20 protein-coding genes are annotated in these 19907 nt (G+C 54.3%); 4 read left to right on the forward strand and 16 right to left on the reverse strand.

All coding sequences use genetic code 11. The features are described from left to right. Positions 1-3 precede the first annotated feature (3 nt). Entirely contained in the window at positions 4-177 is a 174-nt protein-coding gene (locus OGX75_RS04645; RefSeq protein ID WP_047464087.1) for a GhoT/OrtT family toxin, read from the reverse strand. 191 nt (positions 178-368) lie between these two features. On the opposite strand from OGX75_RS04645, the gene yncL reads away from it, so the two are divergent. Continuing rightward, positions 369-464 carry a stress response membrane protein YncL gene (gene yncL / locus OGX75_RS04650; protein ID WP_071818853.1) on the forward strand — a complete coding sequence of 32 codons (96 nt, stop codon included), beginning with the start codon at positions 369-371 and terminating at the stop codon, positions 462-464. A gap of 98 nt (positions 465-562) precedes the next feature. On the opposite strand, the gene patD is transcribed toward yncL, so the two are convergent. From patD to OGX75_RS04680, 6 genes are all read right to left on the reverse strand, one after another. Continuing rightward, positions 563-1987, reverse strand: coding sequence for an aminobutyraldehyde dehydrogenase (patD, locus tag OGX75_RS04655; protein WP_060816081.1), 1425 nt, complete (start codon positions 1985-1987; stop codon positions 563-565). A 320-nt stretch (positions 1988-2307) separates the two neighbouring features. Continuing rightward, positions 2308-3717: an aminotransferase-like domain-containing protein gene (locus tag OGX75_RS04660; RefSeq protein ID WP_047463638.1), complete on the reverse strand. Its 1410-nt coding sequence runs from the start codon at positions 3715-3717 to the stop codon at positions 2308-2310. A gap of 50 nt (positions 3718-3767) precedes the next feature. After that, the gene (locus OGX75_RS04665; RefSeq protein WP_125337124.1) at positions 3768-4184 is read right to left on the reverse strand and encodes a type II toxin-antitoxin system HicB family antitoxin; all 417 of its coding nucleotides are present in this window, start codon (positions 4182-4184) and stop codon (positions 3768-3770) included. 46 nt (positions 4185-4230) lie between these two features. Further along, positions 4231-4407 (reverse strand): type II toxin-antitoxin system HicA family toxin, encoded by a 177-nt coding sequence (locus tag OGX75_RS04670; protein ID WP_071818852.1) that lies wholly within the window; start codon positions 4405-4407, stop codon positions 4231-4233. Positions 4408-4628: 221 nt separating this feature from the next. After that, on the reverse strand, positions 4629-6590 hold the full coding sequence (locus tag OGX75_RS04675; RefSeq protein WP_286451316.1) for a peptidase U32 family protein: 1962 nt from the start codon (positions 6588-6590) through the stop codon (positions 4629-4631). 78 nt (positions 6591-6668) lie between these two features. After that, a complete protein-coding gene (locus tag OGX75_RS04680; protein WP_286451315.1) occupies positions 6669-7205 on the reverse strand; it encodes a helix-turn-helix domain-containing protein in 537 nt (178 codons plus the stop codon). Between the two features lie 92 nt (positions 7206-7297). On the opposite strand from OGX75_RS04680, the gene OGX75_RS04685 reads away from it, so the two are divergent. Further along, positions 7298-8464, forward strand: coding sequence for a benzoate/H(+) symporter BenE family transporter (locus tag OGX75_RS04685; RefSeq protein ID WP_200030223.1), 1167 nt, complete (start codon positions 7298-7300; stop codon positions 8462-8464). Here the strand turns inward: OGX75_RS04685 and OGX75_RS04690 are convergent. Next, complete coding sequence (locus OGX75_RS04690; protein ID WP_012132344.1) at positions 8441-9316, reverse strand: AraC family transcriptional regulator; 876 nt, start codon at positions 9314-9316, stop codon at positions 8441-8443. The genes OGX75_RS04685 and OGX75_RS04690 overlap by 24 nt on opposite strands. Positions 9317-9509: 193 nt before the next feature. Here OGX75_RS04690 and OGX75_RS04695 point away from each other — a divergent pair, with 193 nt between their 5' ends. Then, a complete protein-coding gene (locus OGX75_RS04695; RefSeq protein ID WP_286451314.1) occupies positions 9510-10418 on the forward strand; it encodes a DMT family transporter in 909 nt (302 codons plus the stop codon). Positions 10419-10450: 32 nt separating this feature from the next. Here OGX75_RS04695 and OGX75_RS04700 read toward each other — a convergent pair whose 3' ends face one another. From OGX75_RS04700 to tehA, 3 genes are all read right to left on the reverse strand, one after another. Further along, complete coding sequence (locus OGX75_RS04700; protein WP_012132342.1) at positions 10451-11119, reverse strand: DUF3313 domain-containing protein; 669 nt, start codon at positions 11117-11119, stop codon at positions 10451-10453. A 151-nt stretch (positions 11120-11270) separates the two neighbouring features. Next, a complete protein-coding gene (gene tehB, locus OGX75_RS04705; protein ID WP_012132341.1) occupies positions 11271-11867 on the reverse strand; it encodes a tellurite resistance methyltransferase TehB in 597 nt (198 codons plus the stop codon). Next, positions 11867-12868, reverse strand: a complete 1002-nt coding sequence (gene tehA / locus OGX75_RS04710) for a dicarboxylate transporter/tellurite-resistance protein TehA (protein ID WP_058669188.1) — start codon at positions 12866-12868, stop codon at positions 11867-11869. Before tehA ends, tehB begins: the two co-directional genes overlap by 1 nt. Before the next feature lie 112 nt (positions 12869-12980). Here tehA and ydcK point away from each other — a divergent pair, with 112 nt between their 5' ends. Then, positions 12981-13961, forward strand: a complete 981-nt coding sequence (gene ydcK / locus OGX75_RS04715; protein WP_286451313.1) for a YdcK family protein — start codon at positions 12981-12983, stop codon at positions 13959-13961. Here the strand turns inward: ydcK and rimL are convergent. The 5 genes from rimL to hglS form a co-directional block, all read right to left on the reverse strand. Further along, the gene (gene rimL / locus OGX75_RS04720; protein ID WP_012132338.1) at positions 13953-14498 is read right to left on the reverse strand and encodes a 50S ribosomal protein L7/L12-serine acetyltransferase; all 546 of its coding nucleotides are present in this window, start codon (positions 14496-14498) and stop codon (positions 13953-13955) included. The two genes, ydcK and rimL, sit on opposite strands and share 9 nt — an antisense overlap. A gap of 141 nt (positions 14499-14639) precedes the next feature. After that, the gene (locus tag OGX75_RS04725) at positions 14640-14864 is read right to left on the reverse strand and encodes an HP1242/YdcH family protein (RefSeq protein WP_012132337.1); all 225 of its coding nucleotides are present in this window, start codon (positions 14862-14864) and stop codon (positions 14640-14642) included. A 178-nt stretch (positions 14865-15042) separates the two neighbouring features. Next, complete coding sequence (locus OGX75_RS04730; protein ID WP_286451312.1) at positions 15043-16698, reverse strand: glucan biosynthesis protein D; 1656 nt, start codon at positions 16696-16698, stop codon at positions 15043-15045. Positions 16699-16942: 244 nt separating this feature from the next. After that, the gene (locus OGX75_RS04735) at positions 16943-18451 is read right to left on the reverse strand and encodes a carboxylesterase/lipase family protein (protein WP_112002072.1); all 1509 of its coding nucleotides are present in this window, start codon (positions 18449-18451) and stop codon (positions 16943-16945) included. 41 nt (positions 18452-18492) lie between these two features. Beyond that, complete coding sequence (hglS, locus tag OGX75_RS04740) at positions 18493-19836, reverse strand: 2-oxoadipate dioxygenase/decarboxylase HglS (RefSeq protein WP_286451311.1); 1344 nt, start codon at positions 19834-19836, stop codon at positions 18493-18495. Positions 19837-19907: the final 71 nt, after the last annotated feature.

A 19907-nucleotide genomic window follows, 5' to 3' on the forward strand; every position in this document is an offset into this window, starting at 1 on the left:
TCATCAAAACAACGAAAATAACAATGCGACGGGCAGACTCATCGGCCAGGTTGCGCCCACGAGAACGGCGCTCAGAAAGCGGATACGTTTTTTATCGTGGGAAAGAAACCAGGTAATCAGGCAGGCAATCGCCGCCATCACTGCGTAAAAAACCAACATTTTTTGGTAGAGCGACATTTCGGGCATCCGAACCAGAGGGGAAAAACGCGCGCAATATGCTCTTTTTTTTGACGTACATCAAGTTTTATCCGTACTATTCAGCAAAACGCTGAAATAGCGGCACCATTCACCATGTTCATATTTTGTCTTATTGCGGATTGCCTGAACCCGTACTATACACAAAGGGGTCATAACGAAAGGTGGCAAAAATGAATGTTTCCAGTAAAACCGTGGTGCTGATAAATGTCTTTGCTGCTATTGGACTTTTTGGCCTTATCTCATTGAGATTCGGCTGGTTTGCCTGATGTACTGAGTGCTTGCTGCGCATACTGGCAGAGAGCGTTCCTCCTCTCTGCCATCGATTTACGATCTTCCCATGCCGCGCCGGAACGGTAAATTATCCTTAATGTTTAACCATTATGTGGCGGATAACCGTATAGTCTTCCAGCCCATAAAGTGACATATCCTTGCCGTAGCCCGAGCGTTTTTGCCCACCGTGCGGCATCTCGCTCACCAGCATGAAATGCGTATTAACCCAGGTGCAGCCATATTGCAATCGCGCGCTCAGGCGATGCGCCCGCCCTACATCTTTCGTCCAGACGGATGATGCCAGCCCGTACTGAGTATCATTTGCCCACGCCAGCACCTGCTCTTCATCATCAAACACCGTCATGCTGACAACCGGGCCGAACACTTCTCGCTGCACGATGGCGTCCTCCTGTTTTGCGCCGGCCAGCAGCGTTGGCGCAAAATAGTATCCTGCGCCGTCCAGTTTCTGGCCGCCGGTCACCACGTTGATATGTCCGAGCGCTTTCGCCTCTTCCACCGCTTTTGTCACTCGCTCAAGGTGCGCCTGCGAGCTGAGCGGCCCAAGCTCAGTCGATTCGTCGTTTGGCGAACCGGTTTTCAGGCTGGCGACCGCCGCGCCGAGTTTCTCAACCAACGCGTCATAGATCCCTTTTTGCGCATAGATACGACAGGCCGCCGTACAATCCTGCCCGGCATTGTAGAAACCGAACGTTCGCACACCTTCGACAACGGCATCCAGATCGGCATCATCAAAGACAATCACCGGAGCCTTACCGCCTAATTCCATGTGCGTGCGCTTAATGGAGGGCGCGGTATGTTGAATAATGTGCTCGCCCGTCGCAATCGAGCCGGTCAGGGAGACCATCCGTACTTTTTCATGCCCGGTGAGCGGATCGCCGACCGTCTTGCCCCGCCCGAACAGCACGTTAAGCACGCCTGGCGGGAAAATATCCTTCGCAAACTCCGCCAGCTTCAATGCCGTCAGCGGCGTGATTTCAGACGGTTTTATCACCACACAGTTACCCGCCGCCAGCGCTGGCGCCAGTTTCCAGGCCGCCATCATCAGCGGATAGTTCCACGGCGCGATCGAGGCGACAACCCCAACCGGATCGCGGCGGATCATCGAGGTATGCCCTTCCAGATACTCCCCCGCCGCCAGGCCGTTCAGACAGCGTGCGGCGCCGGCAAAGAAGCGAAATACATCGACAATCGCCGGGATCTCATCATTGAGCGCGCAATGCAGCGGCTTCCCGCAGTTTTGCGACTCCAGTTCGGCGAATGTCTGCGCATTTTCCTCAATCACATCCGCCAGCGCTAGCAGCAGCTCCGCTCTGGTTTTTGGCGTGGTTTGCCCCCATTCCGCGAATGCCCGGTCTGCGGCGCGAACGGCGGCATCTACCTGTGCGGGCGAGGCCTCTGCAATCTCCAGAATCACCTCGCCCGTCGCCGGGTTGTAGACGGGCTGTTTTTCACCTTCACCGCTGACCAGCTCGCCGTTAATCAGTAATTGATGTGGCATACATCTTACTCCTGTCGCAAAATATTGAGCGGCAGCCTTGCCGTAAATATATGTCCTTTCCTAAAAATAGTCGGCGCGTCTGCCGCGCACCTGTTGGGATAAGGAAATTTAATCAGGTTGTGAGCTGACGCGCATTACGCCGCTCCACGCGGCGCGCATGTTCCATCTTTCGGAGTATAGACAAGGAGTTAGGCTGAAGACGGAAAAGACGGGGGGGTATTGATATTTCCTATGGCGAGTCAGCGATAAATAACGTTCTGCCCTGATAATCGATACGCTTTCTCTATTTTGACTAAAACCAAAAGATGGCAACGCGTATTTTATTTCAGCATATCGCGAATAAGTTTCCCCAGTTGAGATACCGCCTGCTCCTCTCTTTCTCCCCACCCCCATGCGGTATTAAACCGGAAAAAATGCGACCAGGTATCAGAGGTCGAAAACATTTTACCGGGGGCGATACTGATCTGATGCGCCAGAGCCTGCGCACTGAGTTCCCCGGCATCAAGAGATTCGGGCAGTTCCAGCCAGAGAAAATAGCCGCTGTCATTGTGGTGAATCTTCACCTCAGCGGGCAGATGACGCAGCAGCGTTTGCCAGGCCTGCTGTTTTCGCTCGGCCAACTGGCGGCGCAGACGACGCAAATGCGCGTCATAGCGGCGTGTCGAAAGGTAATCGACCAGAGCAAGCTGCATCGGTGAACTGGTGGATAACGTACTCATCAGCTGTAGCCGCTGAATTTGTCTGGCGTACTTTCCCGCTGCAACCCAACCAATACGAAAACCGGGAACCAGACATTTCGAGAATGACGAGCAATGCAATATTTTGTCGCGGCGATCCCAGGCTTTGGCAGGCAGCGGTTTGTCGCGGCCAAAATAGAGCTCGCTGTACACGTCATCTTCAATCAGCACGACGTTGTATTGATCCAGTAACGCGACCAGCCGCGCTTTTTTCTCCGGGCTAAGGGTGAAGCCGAGCGGGTTTTGGCTATTGGTCATCAGCCAGCATGCCTTCACCGGATACTCCTGTAATGCCTGTTCCAGCGCCGCTAAATCGATCCCCTCTTTTACATCCGTGGCGACCGAAAGCGCTTTCAGGCGGAGTCGCTCCAGCGCCTGTAACGCGCCATAAAAGCAGGGATTCTCCACAATAACCCAGTCGCCCGGTTCGGTAACCGCCTGAAGGCTGAGGTTCAGGGCTTCCAGCGCCCCGGCGGTAATGACGATTTCATCAGGAGAGACGGTAATTCCCTGCTGCGCATAGCGTCGGGCGATGGCATGCCGCAGCTCGCTGTTCCCCGGCGGCAGGTTCTCAATCACGCTCATGGCCGTGGCGGTTTTACTGACCTGCGCCAGGGAACGGTTAAGCTGCTGCAACGGAAACAGACGCGGGTCTGGAAAGGCTGAGGCGAACGGCATCACCGACGCATCCCGGCTGGCCTGCAACATTTCGAAAATATAAGTATTAATATCAACGGCTTCATCGCGCATTACCTGCACGGGCGGCATCGCAGGCTGGCGCACCGGGCGCGCCGCCACGTAATAACCCGACTGCGGACGCGCAATAATGCGCCCCTGGCTTTCCAGCAACTGATACGCATGTCCTACGGTCATAAAACTCATGCCGCTGCTGACCACCTGCTCACGCAAGGAGGGTAATCGATCGCCAGGCTGCCACACGCCGGAGGCGATTTGATCGCAAATTTGTTCCGCCAGTCGCTGATATTTCTTCATCGTTTTTTTATTTCACACAATATGTAAGCCTGCTGGAACAACCGGAAAAGCTAAAGCATAGTCAGCGATAACTCTTTACCCAATGCTCTGGCCGCAATCTGCACGGCATCGATTTTCGTTGCGTGTTTTAAGTCGAATAGTCGGGTAATTTCCTGCTTGGGTCTGCCAATGCGCCTCGCCAGCTCCTGCTGCGTGATTTTTGATTCAAGGAACGCATTCAACAAAAGGACTTTAGACGCAATGCTAAGAGGAATCTCCACATAATCATCAGCTTCATCAACCATTGAAGGTAAAGGAATTGGCTGGTTATCTTCAAAATAAAATTCAAAGGCGGTGACTAATGCGCCCTGCGCGGCTTCGAGAGACTCATGGCGGGTGTCACCTTGTGTTAACGCCTCTGGAATGTCCGGGAACGACACAACATAACCCCCTTCTTCTGCGGGAATGAGATTGACGGGATAACGCATAGTTTCTGGTAACGCTCTCATGTGATCAACCTTATATATCTGATGATTAATTCAAACCAAGCTGCTTTAGTATTGCTTTACGCAGGGTGTCTTTAATTTCATCACCAGGATGTCTGGGCATGACGCTTCGTTTGTCGTGATATCTCAACTTCAAATGATTCGTTCCATTTGTTACATCGACTCCCTGAGATTCAAGCCAGCGTCTGAACTCGCTCTGCTTCACCGCGCCTCCCTGCCATGTATTATAACCATAAGGTAAACATTTTTGTTTACCTTTTCTTTTTTTTTGAATGTTATACACCCCGAAATGGCTTTTGGCTGATTAACACTCAAAAACCGGAAAGCCGGTTCCAGTTTTGCGGGAAGGTTAACTATGGTGAGAGGGGGTTTAAGGTACATCAGGCGTGGCCGGGTGACGCTCAGCGTTCCCGGCCAGCCGCTGACTTAGCTTTTACGTTTTGGCAGCGTTTTCATCAGATCTTCCGGGCTTACGGAGGCGACAACGCTGCCGGGCAAGGGCATTTTCAGAATATGATTTTTGATCTTGCCGATAACGTGCATTTCGCACGGACGGCAATCAAACTTCAGCGTCAATACTTCGTCGCCGTGTACCAGTTGCATCGGCGTTGCTTTCCAGCTTTTGATATTCCCTTTCGCCTGTTTCGGGCACAGGTTAAAGGCAAAGCGCAAACAATGTTTGGTGATCATCACCGGCACATCGCCCTTCTCCTGGTGCGCCTCATACGCCGCGTCGATCAGTTGAACGCCGTAGCGATGATAAAACGCGCGCGCTTTGTGATTGTAGACGTTAGCCAGGAAGCTCAAATGCGTTTCCGGGTAGACCGGGGCTGGTTGCGCCACCGGCTTACGGCTGCCGCGTTGATAGTTCGCCAGACGCGCCGCATCCAGCATCTCTGCCGCTTCGCGACGGAACTGGTTGAGTAAACTGTTCGGCACGAACAGTGCGCCGGGGAGATTCACCTCGACATTACGCGCGTAGTACATCGTCTGTCCCAGCTTCGCCACGCCTTCTTTCAGGTTGTTCAACGCTTTTTCGGCGTTGTTCGCCTCGTCAAACTGACCCTCCAGCGTATGGGTGACGCTCACGCCCTCTTCGCTGGTCAGCGTCAGAATTAGCTGTTCCTGCCAGCCGCCTAACGCGATATCCACCGCCACCCGGCGTTCGCTGGAGGTTTTGGTTAACGCCTGCTGCCAGTTGTGGTCGAGATTACGGTTCAGCGGATGATGCGGGCGCACTTTATGCAGGTCGGACGGCATTTCATTTGGCCAGACGCGATAACGGTTCTGCCCCGTCTTTTCCACCGTATTGGCGCGAAATCCCACCACTTCACGTTTGATCAGCACATTCAGGCCATCGCCGTTGGATAACGGTTCCGTCACCTCAACGTCCAGGTGATCTTTTGCCACTTTGACGACTTCGCCTACCGGCAAACCGATAAATTTTGGCGAATCGAACGCGCCGATATCCCCTTTACGGGCGTTAACAAAATAGTCGGTACTGCCGCGATGGAAGGTTTTATCCGTAGAAGGAATAAAAAAGTGCTCAGTACGACCGGCGGAAGCCCGCGCCAGGTCGCCACGCTCCTCGATAATCGCATCCAGCATCTGGCGATAGTGCGCTGTGATGTTCTTCACATAGCTCATGTCTTTGTAGCGTCCTTCAATTTTGAAGGAACGCACGCCGGCATCGATCAACGCGCCCAGATTGGCCGTCTGGTCATTATCTTTCATCGACAACAGGTGTTTTTCGTACGAGACCACCCGCCCCTGATCGTCTTTTAAGGTGTACGGCAGGCGACAGGCCTGAGAGCAGTCGCCACGGTTAGCGCTGCGACCGGTCTGCGCATGAGAGATATAGCACTGCCCGGAATAAGCCACGCACAGCGCGCCGTGGATGAAAAACTCAATAGTGGCGTCGGTGGCCTGATGAATCGCCTGGATCTGGCTCAGACTCAGTTCGCGCGCCAGCACAATCTGGGTGAAACCGACGTCGGCAAGGAACTTCGCCTTTTCAACGCTGCGGATATCACACTGCGTACTGGCATGCAGTTCAATGGGGGGAATGTCCAGTTCCAGGATGCCCATATCCTGCACAATCAGCGCATCGACGCCGGTCTGGTACAGATCGGTAATCAGCCGTTGCGCGGGCTCAAGCTCATCATCATGCAGAATGGTGTTTAACGTCACAAAGATCTTCGCGCCATAGCGATGCGCAAAAGGCACCAGTTCCGCGATATCTTTCAGGCTGTTACTGGCATTATGCCGCGCGCCGAAGCCCGGCCCGCCGATGTAAACAGCATCGGCGCCATGTAAGATCGCTTCACGAGCAATGACGGTATCGCGTGCCGGACTTAACAGTTCAAGGTGATGAGGTTGCTGGCGCATACGGTTAATATCATCCAATAACAGCAAAATGGCGGCTATTGTAGTCAGAAGCGCGACGTTTCGGAATACTTTTCCCGTCTAACTATGTGGGTAATGGATCAAGGAGTGAAAGTGAACCGTCTGGTCGCTGCTATTGCGATACGCATGGGTGGCATCGCCCGCAAAACGCACGCCTTCGCCGGATTTGAGCGTGCGCCATTCCCCGGCAATACACATATCCAGCGTTCCCTGAATCACCACCACATGTTCGATGACGCCTGCCTCATGCGGCGTCGATTCACTAAGCGCGCCCGGGGCCATCAATATTGAAAAATGGTCAAAACGGAGCTGCGGGTCCCACGGAAACAGCGGCGTGATCACCATTGCCTGCTGCTGCGGGTCGAAGGTCGGGAGATCCTCCGCTTCCGGCGGGGAGATAAACGTTGAAAACGGGACATTCAATCCGGTGGCAATCTTCCATAATGTCGATACCGTCGGGCTGGATTCGTTGCGCTCTATCTGGCCGAGCATTGCTTTTGAAACCCCTGTCGCTTCCGCCAGACGCGACAGACTCCATTCTCGCTGTTGGCGCAGCGCCTTCAGCGTCGTCGCCAGATAATGGGTCAGGTTGTCCATTTTTCTCCTCCGGTAAAGCCGCAGTCTATCACTTGTGCGCTATAGCGCACAATGCTACAGTTTGTGACCGTTATAACGCACAAGGGGCATTCATGCGGTCATTTTCACTTCCTCTGCCAACCGTGTTGTCTGGTTTTGTTGCGGTCCTGGTCGGCTATGCAAGCTCAGCGGCAATCATCTGGCAAGCCGCGATTGCCGCCGGCGCATCAACCGGACAAATTGCCGGATGGATGACGGCGCTTGGCATCGCGATGGGCGTCAGTACGCTGGCGTTAACCCTATGGTATCGTGCTCCGGTGCTGACGGCATGGTCCACGCCCGGCGCCGCGTTACTGGTTACCGGCTTGCAGGGTCTCACGCTGGCGGAGGCCATCGGCGTATTTATTGTCGCGAATGCGTTAATCGTCCTGTGCGGCGTAACCGGGTTGTTTGCCCGCTTAATGCAGGTGATTCCGCATTCTCTTGCCGCCGCGATGCTGGCCGGTATTTTATTGCGTTTTGGTTTGCAGGCGTTCGGTCATCTGGATGGCGAGCTGTTTCTGTGCGGCAGTATGCTGCTGGCGTGGTTAGCGCTGAAAGTGCTGGCGCCGCGCTATGCGGTTATCGCCGCAATGGTTGTCGGTATTCTGGTTGCAGGCATGAAAGGTGACATTGTCACGTCTGGCATAACCTTCTCCCCGGTGCTACCAGCGTTTATCGCGCCCCATTTTTCGCTTGCTCATAGCCTCGGCGTCGCCATTCCACTGTTTCTGGTGACAATGGCGTCACAAAACGCGCCCGGTATCGCCACGATGAAAGCCTCCGGTTACTCCCTTCCGGTTTCGCCGCTGATCGTGTTTACAGGGCTGCTGGCGCTGGTTTTATCTCCCTTTGGCGTCTACTCCATATGCATTGCCGCTATTACCGCCGCCATTTGCCAGAGTCCCGAAGCGCACCCGGACGCCGGGCGTCGCTGGTTGGCTGCGGCTGTCGCAGGCGGGTTCTATCTGCTGGCGGGATTGTTCGGCGGTTCCGTCACCGCTCTGATGGCCGCCCTGCCCGTAAGCTGGATTCAGATGCTGGCCGGGCTGGCGCTGCTGGGAACAATCAGCGGCAGTCTGTACCAGGCATTGCTTAATGAAACGGAGCGTGATGCCGCTATCGTGACCTTTCTCGTCACCGCAAGCGGGTTGACGCTGCTGGGCATTGGCTCTGCGTTTTGGGGACTGGTAGTCGGAGGCGTCTGCTACGGGGTGCTATCGTTTGCTCGCCGCGCGTAACTGCGACGGCGTCTTACCGGTCACCTGCTTAAAGCGATTGCTGAAATGGCTCGCCGAACTGAATCCGCAGGCCATCGCGATCTCTGACAGCGAACGGGTTGAATGGCAGACCCATTGCTGCGCCAGCGCCATACGCCGCTGCATCACGTACTGGTGCGGCGCCATGTTCATCGACTGGCGAAACATTCTGGCGAAATGAAATTCGCTCAATGCCGCCTCGCGTGCCAGATCGCTTAACGTCAGCGGCTCAGCAAGATGCGCTTCAATGTACGCCAGCACATTGCGCAGCGTGGCGGGCGCCAACCCGCCAGTAACCGTCGGGAGACGCCACTGCACGTTACTGTAATGCTGCACCAGATGCGTCAACAGCAGTGACGAGGCGGCGCTGAGCGTCATATGATTCGCCGGTTGCTGCCAGTCATTTCCCAGCAGGAACTGGCGATAAACCGCCGTTATTCCCGGATCGTTGCCAAAGGTGCGCTCATCCAGGGTAAAGCTGTACGGGCTTTTATCCCAGACTTTTTCCCCAACATCCCGCAGATGGGCATCTGTACAGTAGAGATGGACAAACGACAGGTCGTCGCGAATGTCCCAGACGGACTCACTCTCTTTTGGCATCAGACAGAAGCGATCCGGCCCCCCACCATTCTTCCAGCCGCCCGGCGTTTTGTGGTAGCTCTCGTAGCCGTCAGCGACATACAGGCTGAGAGTATGGTGATCGCAATATTGCGTAATGTTGTCACGTTTATTTGACCATGCCGCCAGCTGGACACCCGAATGCAACGCAACCGAGTCATGCAGCACGGCATTATGTTTGCGTAAATTTTCAAAGGCATCATAAGACTGAGACATACCATCACATCACAAAGCAGTAATAAGTAGAATCTCAGTCTATAACAGCCACGATCCGTTTCCAGCCCTCACCGCTCAGACAGCGGCAAAAAAGCGCAAGATTTTGCAAGTCATCCGCAAACCGGTGCAAGCGCGCGCATTTTTTACATGTCACATTCCTTCTTCGGATAATAAAGATAAAGAAGAGAGTGTTATGAACGCATTATTATACTGTCTGGTGGTTGTCATTTGGGGAACCACCTGGATTGCGATTTATCTGCAACAAGGCCCGGTATCGGCGCCCGTGTCCATTTTCTGGCGGTTTGCCGTCGCCAGCGCGTTAATGATGCTCATCCTGCTGGCGAGCGGGAAATTACGTAAATTATCCGGGCGCGACCACCTGTTTTGCCTGTTACAGGGCGGATGCGTCTTCTGTTTTAACTTCTGGTGTTTTTATAGCGCCGCCGCCTGGATCAATACGGGGCTGGAGTCCGTCATTTTCTCAATGGCCGTACTGTTTAATGCAGTTAACAGCTTTGTGTTCTTCGGGCATAAACCGCCGCTACGCTTTTATTACGCTGCTGGTCTGGGATTAACGGGCATTATCACGCTGTTCTGGCAGGATCTGGCCAACAGCGGCTGGAACCACTCGCTGTTACTGGGGATTGGTCTGAGCGCGCTGGGAACGTTTGGCTTCTCTTTGGGAAATATGATCAGCATGCGCCATCAGAGAAAAGGTCTGGAAGTCATGACCACCAACAGCTGGGCGATGCTGTACGGCACGCTGCTGATCGCCGCCATTGCCTGTATACGCGGCGATAACTTCACGCCGCAATGGACGTTGAGCTACCTCGGCGCCCTGCTGTATCTGGCAATATTCGGTTCCGTTATCGCGTTTGGCGCGTATTTTACTCTGGTGGGACGCATCGGCCCCGGCAACGCGGCCTACAGTACGCTGCTGTTTCCTCTGGTGGCGCTGACAATATCCACACTCTATGAAAGTTACGTCTGGCAAATGAATGCCGTTGTTGGATTAGTGCTGATTCTGGTTGGCAATCTGGTGATGTTCACGCGTCCAGAGGCGTTAATGAGTAAGCTAATTTACCGTCGCCGGGCGGCATAAAAAAACGCGCCATCCGAAGATGGCGCGTGAACTTATTTTTTACCGACATCAAACATGGTGGCATCAGTCGCCATGTCATCAATCACTTCTTTCAACGTTTCAAACGCCATCGGCGTATTTTCGTTGCTCAGGTCTTTACCCTCGCCCTGACGAACCACTTTCACCACCGGTTTATTGGTGGCGGCATCAATCAGCTCGCCTTCAAAGTAAAGATGCGTATCCATTGTGCGATGGCCTGTCGCCATCTGCGTACCCGCAACGACCAGGGCGACCGGCACCACTTCATAGAATTGCAGCCCCTCTTTGCTGGTATCAACGCCAGTTATCGCGCCGCGGAAAATCAGGCTACGCGGCCCTGGGGTCGTCACCAGAGGTTTACGTTTCTCAATGGCCGTTTTCAGTTGGGTATCGGTATAGCTTCGTAATTTATCCAGAACCTGCTGCCCGACCTGCGTTGTGGGTTTCGGCACCGGATAGTAGGTTATCGGGTTCCAGACGATGCTGTCATATTTAGATTCATCAAAGCTGGGGTCAACCCAACGGAGCACCGGTTTTCCCGTTGCGGAGGTTGTTTCTTTCAGCCCTGAATAATCTTTTAAGAACCCAGAATATTTATCCGGCTGAGTAATTTTTGACGCACAGCCAGATAAAGCCAATAAGCCAGAAAGCACTGCAACTTTAAATAAAGTATGAGTACGCATGGAAACTATCCCTTTTGTTTTTGCAGATATGCAATTGGAATAGTAGCAAAAGGAAACTAATCTGGATGGACTATAAATGGTATCGCCAGCACAAATTCAACACGGCGAGTTGCAGGCCGTATCAGGCCTGCAACTCTATCGTAAAATTGCGTTATGCGCTTTTACGCGCCAGCAGCGTCGCAAAACGCAGTTTGATGCGGTTGCCGTTGGCGTCCGTGCGGTGAAGTTCACCCACATCCTCGTTGTATTTCAGCAATTCCCAGCCTTCGTAGTAACGGCGCAGTTCCCCTTCTTTAAACGCAAACGGGAAACCCACGGTGCAGGGGAAATCTTCCGTATCCATTGCCGCCACAATCAGGTTATGCCCGCCCGGTTTGGTGCAACGCTGCATATTGGCAATCAGCCCCGGAATAGTTTTCGCTTCCAGGAACATCATTACTACCGTTGAGAGAATAAAATCGTAGTCGCCTTCGAAGCTTAACGCGTTAAGGTCAACCACCTTTGCTTGCAGGTTTTCCAGCCCTTCCGCCGCTTTGATGCGCTCAACGTTGGCGATGCTCATCGGATTCTTATCCCAGGCGGTAACGTCATAGCCGTTCGCCGCCAGATAGAGGCTATTACGGCCATTTCCGCAGCCCAGATCCAACGTTTTACCCGGCGCGACCACCTTTGCCGCCTCAACGACGTCGGAGTGCGTGCGGGTTAAATCGTATTTTTCAGTAAAGTAATTTTCGTCACGAAGGGTCATTAGTTATCCTCAGATTTCAGTAATGCGGCGCGTTCTGTGCGCACGAGAAGTTTCCCCTGCATCAGCAGCGCAAACGTGCGTACGAGCAATAACGCTATGATAAAATTGGTAAAAATAAACAACGGAATCGCCAGCGTATGAAAAAATCCCGACGCGCTGGCGTGCCCTAAATGCAGCCCTGTCGTCGCCAGCGCTGAAACGCCGAACGAGAAGCTCCAGAAAGAGGCATTAAACGGCTGCGACAGATACCACGGCATCAGGCGCAGCATGAAAAGCAGTTGCAGCAAGCCATAGCCAAACAGCATTTTCGCCAGCGTATCGCCTTCTCCGCCGTTGACGCTCAGCCAGGCGCTACAGGCCACTAACGCCGGAGCCAACTGAATGCCCAGCGATGTGCGCAGTACCGCCGGTAATTCACCGGAACTGCGCAAACGTTGCAAAATAACGGGTTCCAGACTCAACCACGAGAATACGCCAGCCCCTAAAAAGACCAGCCCGGCGTCGTTGTAACCCAACGCGCCGCAGGCCATCGCGCTAATAAAGTTATTCGCTACCGTCGGCAGATACAGCCCCGGCGTTGTCGCCTCTTCAGGATGCGAACCGCGCCAGAGTCCCGCCGTTTGCCATGCGGCATAAGCCAGTTGCACCACGACGCCAATGCTGAACAATCCCACGGCTAATCCACGACACCAGGGGACAAAACCAATCGCCACCAGCATCGTGGTCGCAGGAAAAAGGCTGACAAAACTGCTCTTTACCGGATGCCGTACCTCCGCCAGTACGCTCTGTGGAAAACGCAGCAGACGGTTAAGAAAGGCAAGCGTCAGCAAGCTCCAGATGATCATTGCCAGGATCACCAGACCATCGCCAATCCAGTGACTGACGGGCCAGATATGGCTGGCATAGCGCCACGCGAAGCCCATGCCAATGGTGCCCAGTACCATCCCAAAATAGCCAGCCGGAAGATTGAGCACCCGGTCGCTCTGCTTGTTCTTACTCATTTTGTTTAATTTATAAAGTATATTTTAAATGCATTTTATGGAATTTCGCCCTGTTTAGCCAGTGCTGAAAAATTTGCTACGGTTATCTTAAGCGAGCAAAGGGAAATTCCCCATGAGCAAATATCACCTGAGTGAAGAATCGCGTGCCTTTAGTTATCAGGATAACGGCCACAAGAAAAGCGTCCTGCTGCGCCAGCTCATTGCCCTTACCGACTTTAACGACGTCAAAGCCGGAACCGCTGGCGGCTGGGTAGACGACGAAAGCGTGCTGGCGCAAGAAGGACACTGCTGGATTTACGACGAGAATGCCCTCGCATTCGCCGGGGCGATGATTTCAGGCAACGCCCGCATCACCCAGGCCTGCATCATCAGAGATCGCGCGCAAATCGGTGATAACGTCTGGATTGATCTGGCCGAGATCAGTCACGGCGCCCGGATAAGCAACAACGTCACCGTGCAGAATTCGCTCGTTCGCGGTGAATGTCATCTGTCTGGCGACGCTCGTATTCTGCACCATTCGGAGATTATCGCCGCAAAAGGCCTAACCCAGGAAAGCGACCTGACGCTGCAAATCTACGATCGCGCCACCGTCAGCAGCTCGCGCATTGTCCATCAGGCGCAAATCTACGGCGATGCGATAGTCACCCAGGCGTTTATTGAACACCGCGCGGAAGTGTTTGATTTCGCGATCGTTGAAGGAAATGAAGAGAATAACGTCTGGCTTTGCGACTGTGCCAAAGTGTACGGTCACGCCCGCGTTATTGCGGGAACGGAGGAAGATGCCATCCCTACGCTGCGTTACAGTGCTCAGGTGGCGGAGCACGCGACGGTTGAAGGTAACTGCGTATTGAAACATCACGTTCTGGTCGGTGGTCATGCCGAACTACGCGGCGGCCCTGTCCTGCTTGACGATCATATCCTGATCGAAGGCCATGCCCGCATTCTGGGGGACGTGCTGATTGAGCATCATGTGGAAATCACCGATCGGGCGACGATCGAAACCTTTGATGGCGACAGCATCCATCTGCGTGGCCCAAAAGTGATTAACGGTGAACAGCATATTACACGAACACCGTTGGCAGGGTTACTCTGAGGCGTTCTCGATAATGCGGGCGTACAGGTTAACGTCGTGATACTCCCCGTTGAGAAACTCCGCTTGTTTCAGGCATCCTTCCAGTTCAAAACCATTGCGGCGCGCCACCTGGTTGCTCGCCTGGTTCGCAACACGACATTTAATCACAAAGCGTCGAAGCTCGCCGCGCCCGGCATAATGGCCGATAAACGCCTGAAGCGCGCGCGACATAATACCCTGCCGCTGGTGAGATTCATCCAGCCAGTAACCGATATAGGCGGTTTTATTCAACGGCTCTATCAGATTAAACGAGATGACGCCCACCACCTCCTCTTCCTGAAAGATAAGGAACATTTTGGCGTAGCCGCGCTGGTGCAACATCATATTACCCTGCACATTTTTGCGCGTATCGTCTTCGCTGGCGACAAACTGCGGCCAGTTTAGCGATGCCTGTAGCCAGTCTTTGTTTTTAAGCACCAGTTGATGTAACGGCGTAACATGGCACTCTTCCACCGCTCGCAGTTCCAGTGTTTCGCTGATCGTGATGACTTCAGCCATTTCTCCATCCTTTACGGTGACAACAGCAGGATTTATTAGCTTATCACAGACTTGCCCGTATACCTGAAAACAGGAAGGGCTTCCTTGTCTGTCAGGAAGCCCTTTTAAGCAGGACAAAGACTGCGCAGTGCCTACAACGAATCAGCTCTCATTCAAACTTTCTTTCTGCAATATTCTGAGCAGATCCTCCTTCAGATGGAGTTTCTCTTTTTTCAGACGAACAATATCCAAACTGTATCCCCTGCCGTCAGAACCTTCCAGCCGGGCAATCTCATGATCAAGGGTGTTGTGTTTTTCGAACAAGGAAAGAAAGCGAGGATTCTCGGTTTTCAGTCGTGAAATCAGATCTCTGTATTCTGGAAACATACGCACTCCCTGTTAGTGGCTGTAAAACGTGTACTGAAGTACACACCGTCAGCTTACGCATTTGACATAAGGAATAATGCGAACGGGATCGAGTTTAAATAATGAGCAGAAAATGCGCCGGGAATCGTCGGGAGAAAAGAGCCGCCAGCAGTGTGGCGGCTCGGGGCAGCAGAGCGGATTAACGCATCACACGGTCATCAACGTAGCGACGCTTATCCGGCGTCGGCGGGAAATACTGATACAGCCAGGTTTCGCTAATGGCGTCCCCCTGGCAGCGCAGGAACATACGCATATCCACCGGGTCGGTCGAATCTGACGTCGGATACCAGTCAAACTGGATGCGATAACCATCGAACGGTTCGACATAGAGGATCTCAACCTGTTTCGCTTCGCCGTTAGACAGCGTAATGACAGGCTCGATCCCCTTCGGCGCAGCGGCTTTCAGGTCGCCGCCGACAAAATCAATGGCAAAGCGGCGCGCCCATTTTTCCGGGTAGTGTTCACCTGGCGCCCACCCTTCGGGGAAACCGCCCATACCGGTACGGGTCGCCATCACGCGCGCCAACGGCGAGCGAACCGGCGGTTGCGCGCTCCAGTAAAGACGGTATTTGAACGCCAGATCATCGCCCGCTTTGATCGCTTTTTCCGGCTGCCAGAAGCACACCACGTTATCGAGCGTTTCACCGGTCGTCGGGATTTCCATCAGGCCGATAGACCCTTTCCCCCATTTGTTACGCGGCTCCACCCACAGGCTTGGGCGTTTGTTATACCAGCCCATGATGTCCTGATAGTGGGAAAAGTCACGGTCAAGTTGCAGCAGGCCGAACCCTTTCGGGTTATTGTCGAGATAGGCGTTGAACTGCAATTTCTGCGGATTATTCAGCGGACGGCAGATCCATTCGCCATTGCCCAGCCACATTGCCAGGCGGTCAGAATCGTGAATTTGCGGATGAATGGTGTCGCACATCCGGCGTTCATTGTTGCCGCAGCTGAACATGCTGGTCATTGGCGCGATACCCAGCTGCTTGATGTCTTTACGCGCATAAATGTGGTTTTCCACATCCATGATCACCTGACTCTCTTCACAGTGGATCACAAATTTATAGGCGCCAGTGACGCTTGGGCTGTCCAGCAGCGCGTACACGGTAAACGTGGTGTCGCCCGGTTTCGCCGTCTCAAACCAGAATGCGGTGAAGTCCGGGAACTCTTCTTTGCTGTCGGTATAGGTGTCTATCGCCAGGCCTCGCGCGGACAGCCCGTACTGATAAGTGTCATCCACCGCGCGGAAGTAGCTTGCCCCCAGGAAGGAGACGATGTCGCGACGCGCCAGTTCAGGCGCTTTAAAGGCGCGAAAGCCCGCGAAGCCAAGGTCGGTTTGCCCTTCCAGTTGACGGGTATCGACACCGGCATCGTTGTATTTGAACAGTTCCGGGCGGAAATGAATTTCGCGCGCCTGATGCGTGCTGGCATCAAGCGAGAACATACGCACGCGACGACGAAAGCCCATTCCTACGTGGAAAAATTGCACATCCAGCTTGCGGCCTTCGATGTTGTTCCACAGAGAGTGCGCCGCATCGTACTGAATGCTGTTGTAGGCCTGCGGCGTCAGATTCGCCAGCGTATTGGGTAACGCCCGGGGTTCGCCGCCCCACGGCTTTTGCGCTAAATCGTTCGCCATTGATTGCAGAACGGAAAAGTCAAAACGGACGGTTTGACCATCTGCAATATCAGACTCTGCCGCGAAAGCGGCGCGGGAAAAGAGTGAAGCAATACCGCTCGTACCGCACACGGCGGCCATTGCCATTGAACCTTTAATAAATCGTCTACGATCCATACCTGAAAGTGAGTCCTTCTGGTCGTGTGAATGGTCCCGCGCTGGTCTCTATCAGCGGCAAGAAGTGCAACGTTTCTGACCGCTCACTCTAGACAAAATTCATTAATAATCCAATTGTTGGCTGTCGATAATCTGTACAAAAGCCAAAATATTTTATGTCGATAAGAACTGACTGAATACCGTGTAAATACAGATGGGCGCGCTTTCAGGTTATGAAAAGCGCAACCTGCCGGACATCTCGCCATTATTCCAGACTGACGTGATGTTTCATCACCCGTTTGAACAGCGCCATTCGCGCGCCCATAAAGCGGTTCTCTACTTTAAAACCGGCAAATTTATTCAGTCCGATGCGTAACAAGCGATCCCGCCCCTGAACGCTGGCGGGCCAGCGCACCGGACCATGCAGAACATCGCAGGTCCGGCTGGCGTGACGGGCGAAATTAACCCAGTAATCGGCGATATGCCGGGCAAACGCCATATCGTTGTCATTCACGTAATTGCGCGCGGGTTCCGCCAGCGTCAGCGTATCAAAGACATACGGCACTTCATTTCCGTGCCAGGCGCCGTTGGCGTAGGTTGTGTGTTCAGTTTCCGCGACATAGTCAAACCAGTATCGCCAGCACGGTTCACCTACCCGCTGCTGCGCCTGCATCACCACATAGCCCAACGTGGTGAACGCCATATCGCGGCAGACCTGACGCCCCAGCTCTTCATCGCCTTTCACGCCGGGATAGAGCAGCTTGATCAGCCCTAACCCCAGTCGGCGTTCGCGCCGCAATTTCGCGATCTGCCCGGCGAGATCAACGCCAAACACCGCCATCACGCTCGCTTCGTCGCTGTTGGAGCCAATCAGAACCGGCATTGGGTGCTGCTTTCCGGCAAAGAAGGTCTCCATCATCGGCTGTGGCAATATCGCATCGCCGGAAATCGGCGTCGGCGCGATTTTCAACGGTGCGCCCAGCGGCCAGAATGCCTCCGCCGGTAGCGCCCGCAACTGTTCAGCAGTAGCGTCCGGCAAATTAAAATGCGCCGCCAGTTCGATGCCCTTTTGCAGCGCGACCTCGCGCGGCGTATCCGGTAACGTATAACCACTCTGAATAATGGCTTTATGGAACAGGCCCTTTGCCCGTGGGGACGCCATCAACGACAGGACGCTACGCGCGCCAGCGGACTCGCCGAACAGCGTCACATTCTGCGCATCGCCGCCGAAAGCGGCAATATTGTCCTGCACCCAGCGTAGCGCCGCGATCTGATCGAGCAAGGCGAAGTTATGCACGCATTCGCCGTCCTCGCCATCAAGGGCCGGATGAGCAAAAAATCCCAGGTGACCAAGACGATAATTGAGCGTGACTACCACGACATCGCGCTTCGCCAGCGCACAACCGTCGTAAGGCGGTAATCCTCCCGCGCCGATGGTGTAGCCGCCGCCATGCAGCCAGACCATCACCGGCAACGGCTGCGGGCGCACCGCGGGCGCCCAGATGTTCAGATACAGGCAATCCTCGGAAAAACGCCCTGGATCGCCCCCGCCAAGCTCGCGACAATATTCAATATCCTGCCAGCTGGCGCATGAAAATGTATTCGCAGGGCGTTCGCCCTGCCAGGGTGCGGCAGGCTGTGGCGCCCGCCAGCGGAGCTGACCCGTAGGCGGCGCGGCATACGGTATACCGCGCCAGATGTGGATGTCGTTTTGCACGACACCCATGACATTTCCCTGTTGCGTTTCGACAAGCGGGATGGAGGGATTCAACATGACGCATTCCTTTTCCTTCACATCCCGACAGCATACCGCGATCAGAGCAGTCCGCAACGCCGTTTACTGCGTTCTTCCGCCGCCTGATAAAGCGCAAACTCATCATATACCGGGCACCCCAACGCCTGCTCAAAGGCGTCGCGGCTGGCATTGCCGTGGCTGCGCGCCTGGGTTTCGTTACCCAGGTTAGACTGGAATATTCCGGCCGCGCTTACCGGCAGAAAATCTTCATAGGTAATGGGTTGTGCCACCACCCAACCGCGTTCAATCAGCGGCTGTGGGTCGTCGCCCGGATGAATAGACTGGCGGTGCGATTCACCGGCAGGCGTTAACCGGTAGCGAAACCAGGCGAGCCCCTGCTGGCGCAGTAAAAATTCGCTGTCCGGGAAAGCGTTAAAGACCGCCTGCAAATGCAGCTGATGCGTAAGATTATCTTTGCCCGTCCCCGCCTTATGCAGTAACGCATCGTACAACCGCCGCCCTTCAGGCGTCAGCGCCACGCCGCGCTGTTCAATCTCACCAAAACGTGCCGTATGGCTGCCCTCCGTTTCACCGGCAAACAGCACCGACTCTTCCAGCGCCTTGAAACTGGTCTGGCGTAACAGAATCGGCACCTCACGGCGCGGCGGCCCTTCAATCAGGATCTTGGGTTCGATACCGCATTCCGGCATCATCAACTGTACTTTGTCGATATCCAGCGTGCGCGGCGTCAGGTGGTTAATGTGGCACCCCGGAAAACACACCACGTCAGCAATCAGACGGTGTTCATTATGTAATGCCTGATACGTTTCCCTGTCCACCGTGGCGTGCCGGTGCCAGCGGAAAGTCTCCAGCGCCTCCTGCACAAACTCCCGCGCCTGCGCCCCGGTAAAATTGCCCTGCGCATCAAAGACGTCCAGAAGTTCGCGACAGCGCGGCGTAAAGATATCGCGCTTCGCCAGAATATCCGCCGCGCGTTGGTGCAGCGCCGCGTTCTCAATTAACTCCAGCCGTAATAGCGAGGTGAAGACGCGAAACGGGTTGCGGGAAAGCGACGCATCGTCAATGGGGCGAAAGGCGGTGGAATGAACGGGAACGCCCGCCTGAGAAAGGTCGTAATAACTGACGGGATACATCCCCATAATCGCAAACATTCGGCGCAAGGTGGAAAGCTCCTGCGCCGTACCCACCCGAATCGCGCCATGCCGCTCAACGTTCAGCCGCGCCAGCTCATCCGCGTTGGCCAGCTTTTCATGCAGCGTAGGATTATTTTCCAGTACCGTCAGATTCACATCAGCGACAAGTTCCAGCAATGTACCGTACTGTGGAACTTCCTGCTGGTACATTGCTGACATTGCCTGCGAAAAGTGTTCCCGAATCTCATCAGCCGCGATGGTGTTCGCCATAATGTCATGCCTCCAGTGAATATTACCTGGAGTGTAGAAAACGCCGTTCACTCTGGTGGGAAGAATTTACA

It is taken from the genome of Citrobacter sp. CK199 (assembly GCF_030333285.1).
Classification (GTDB): domain Bacteria; phylum Pseudomonadota; class Gammaproteobacteria; order Enterobacterales; family Enterobacteriaceae; genus Citrobacter_B; species Citrobacter_B koseri.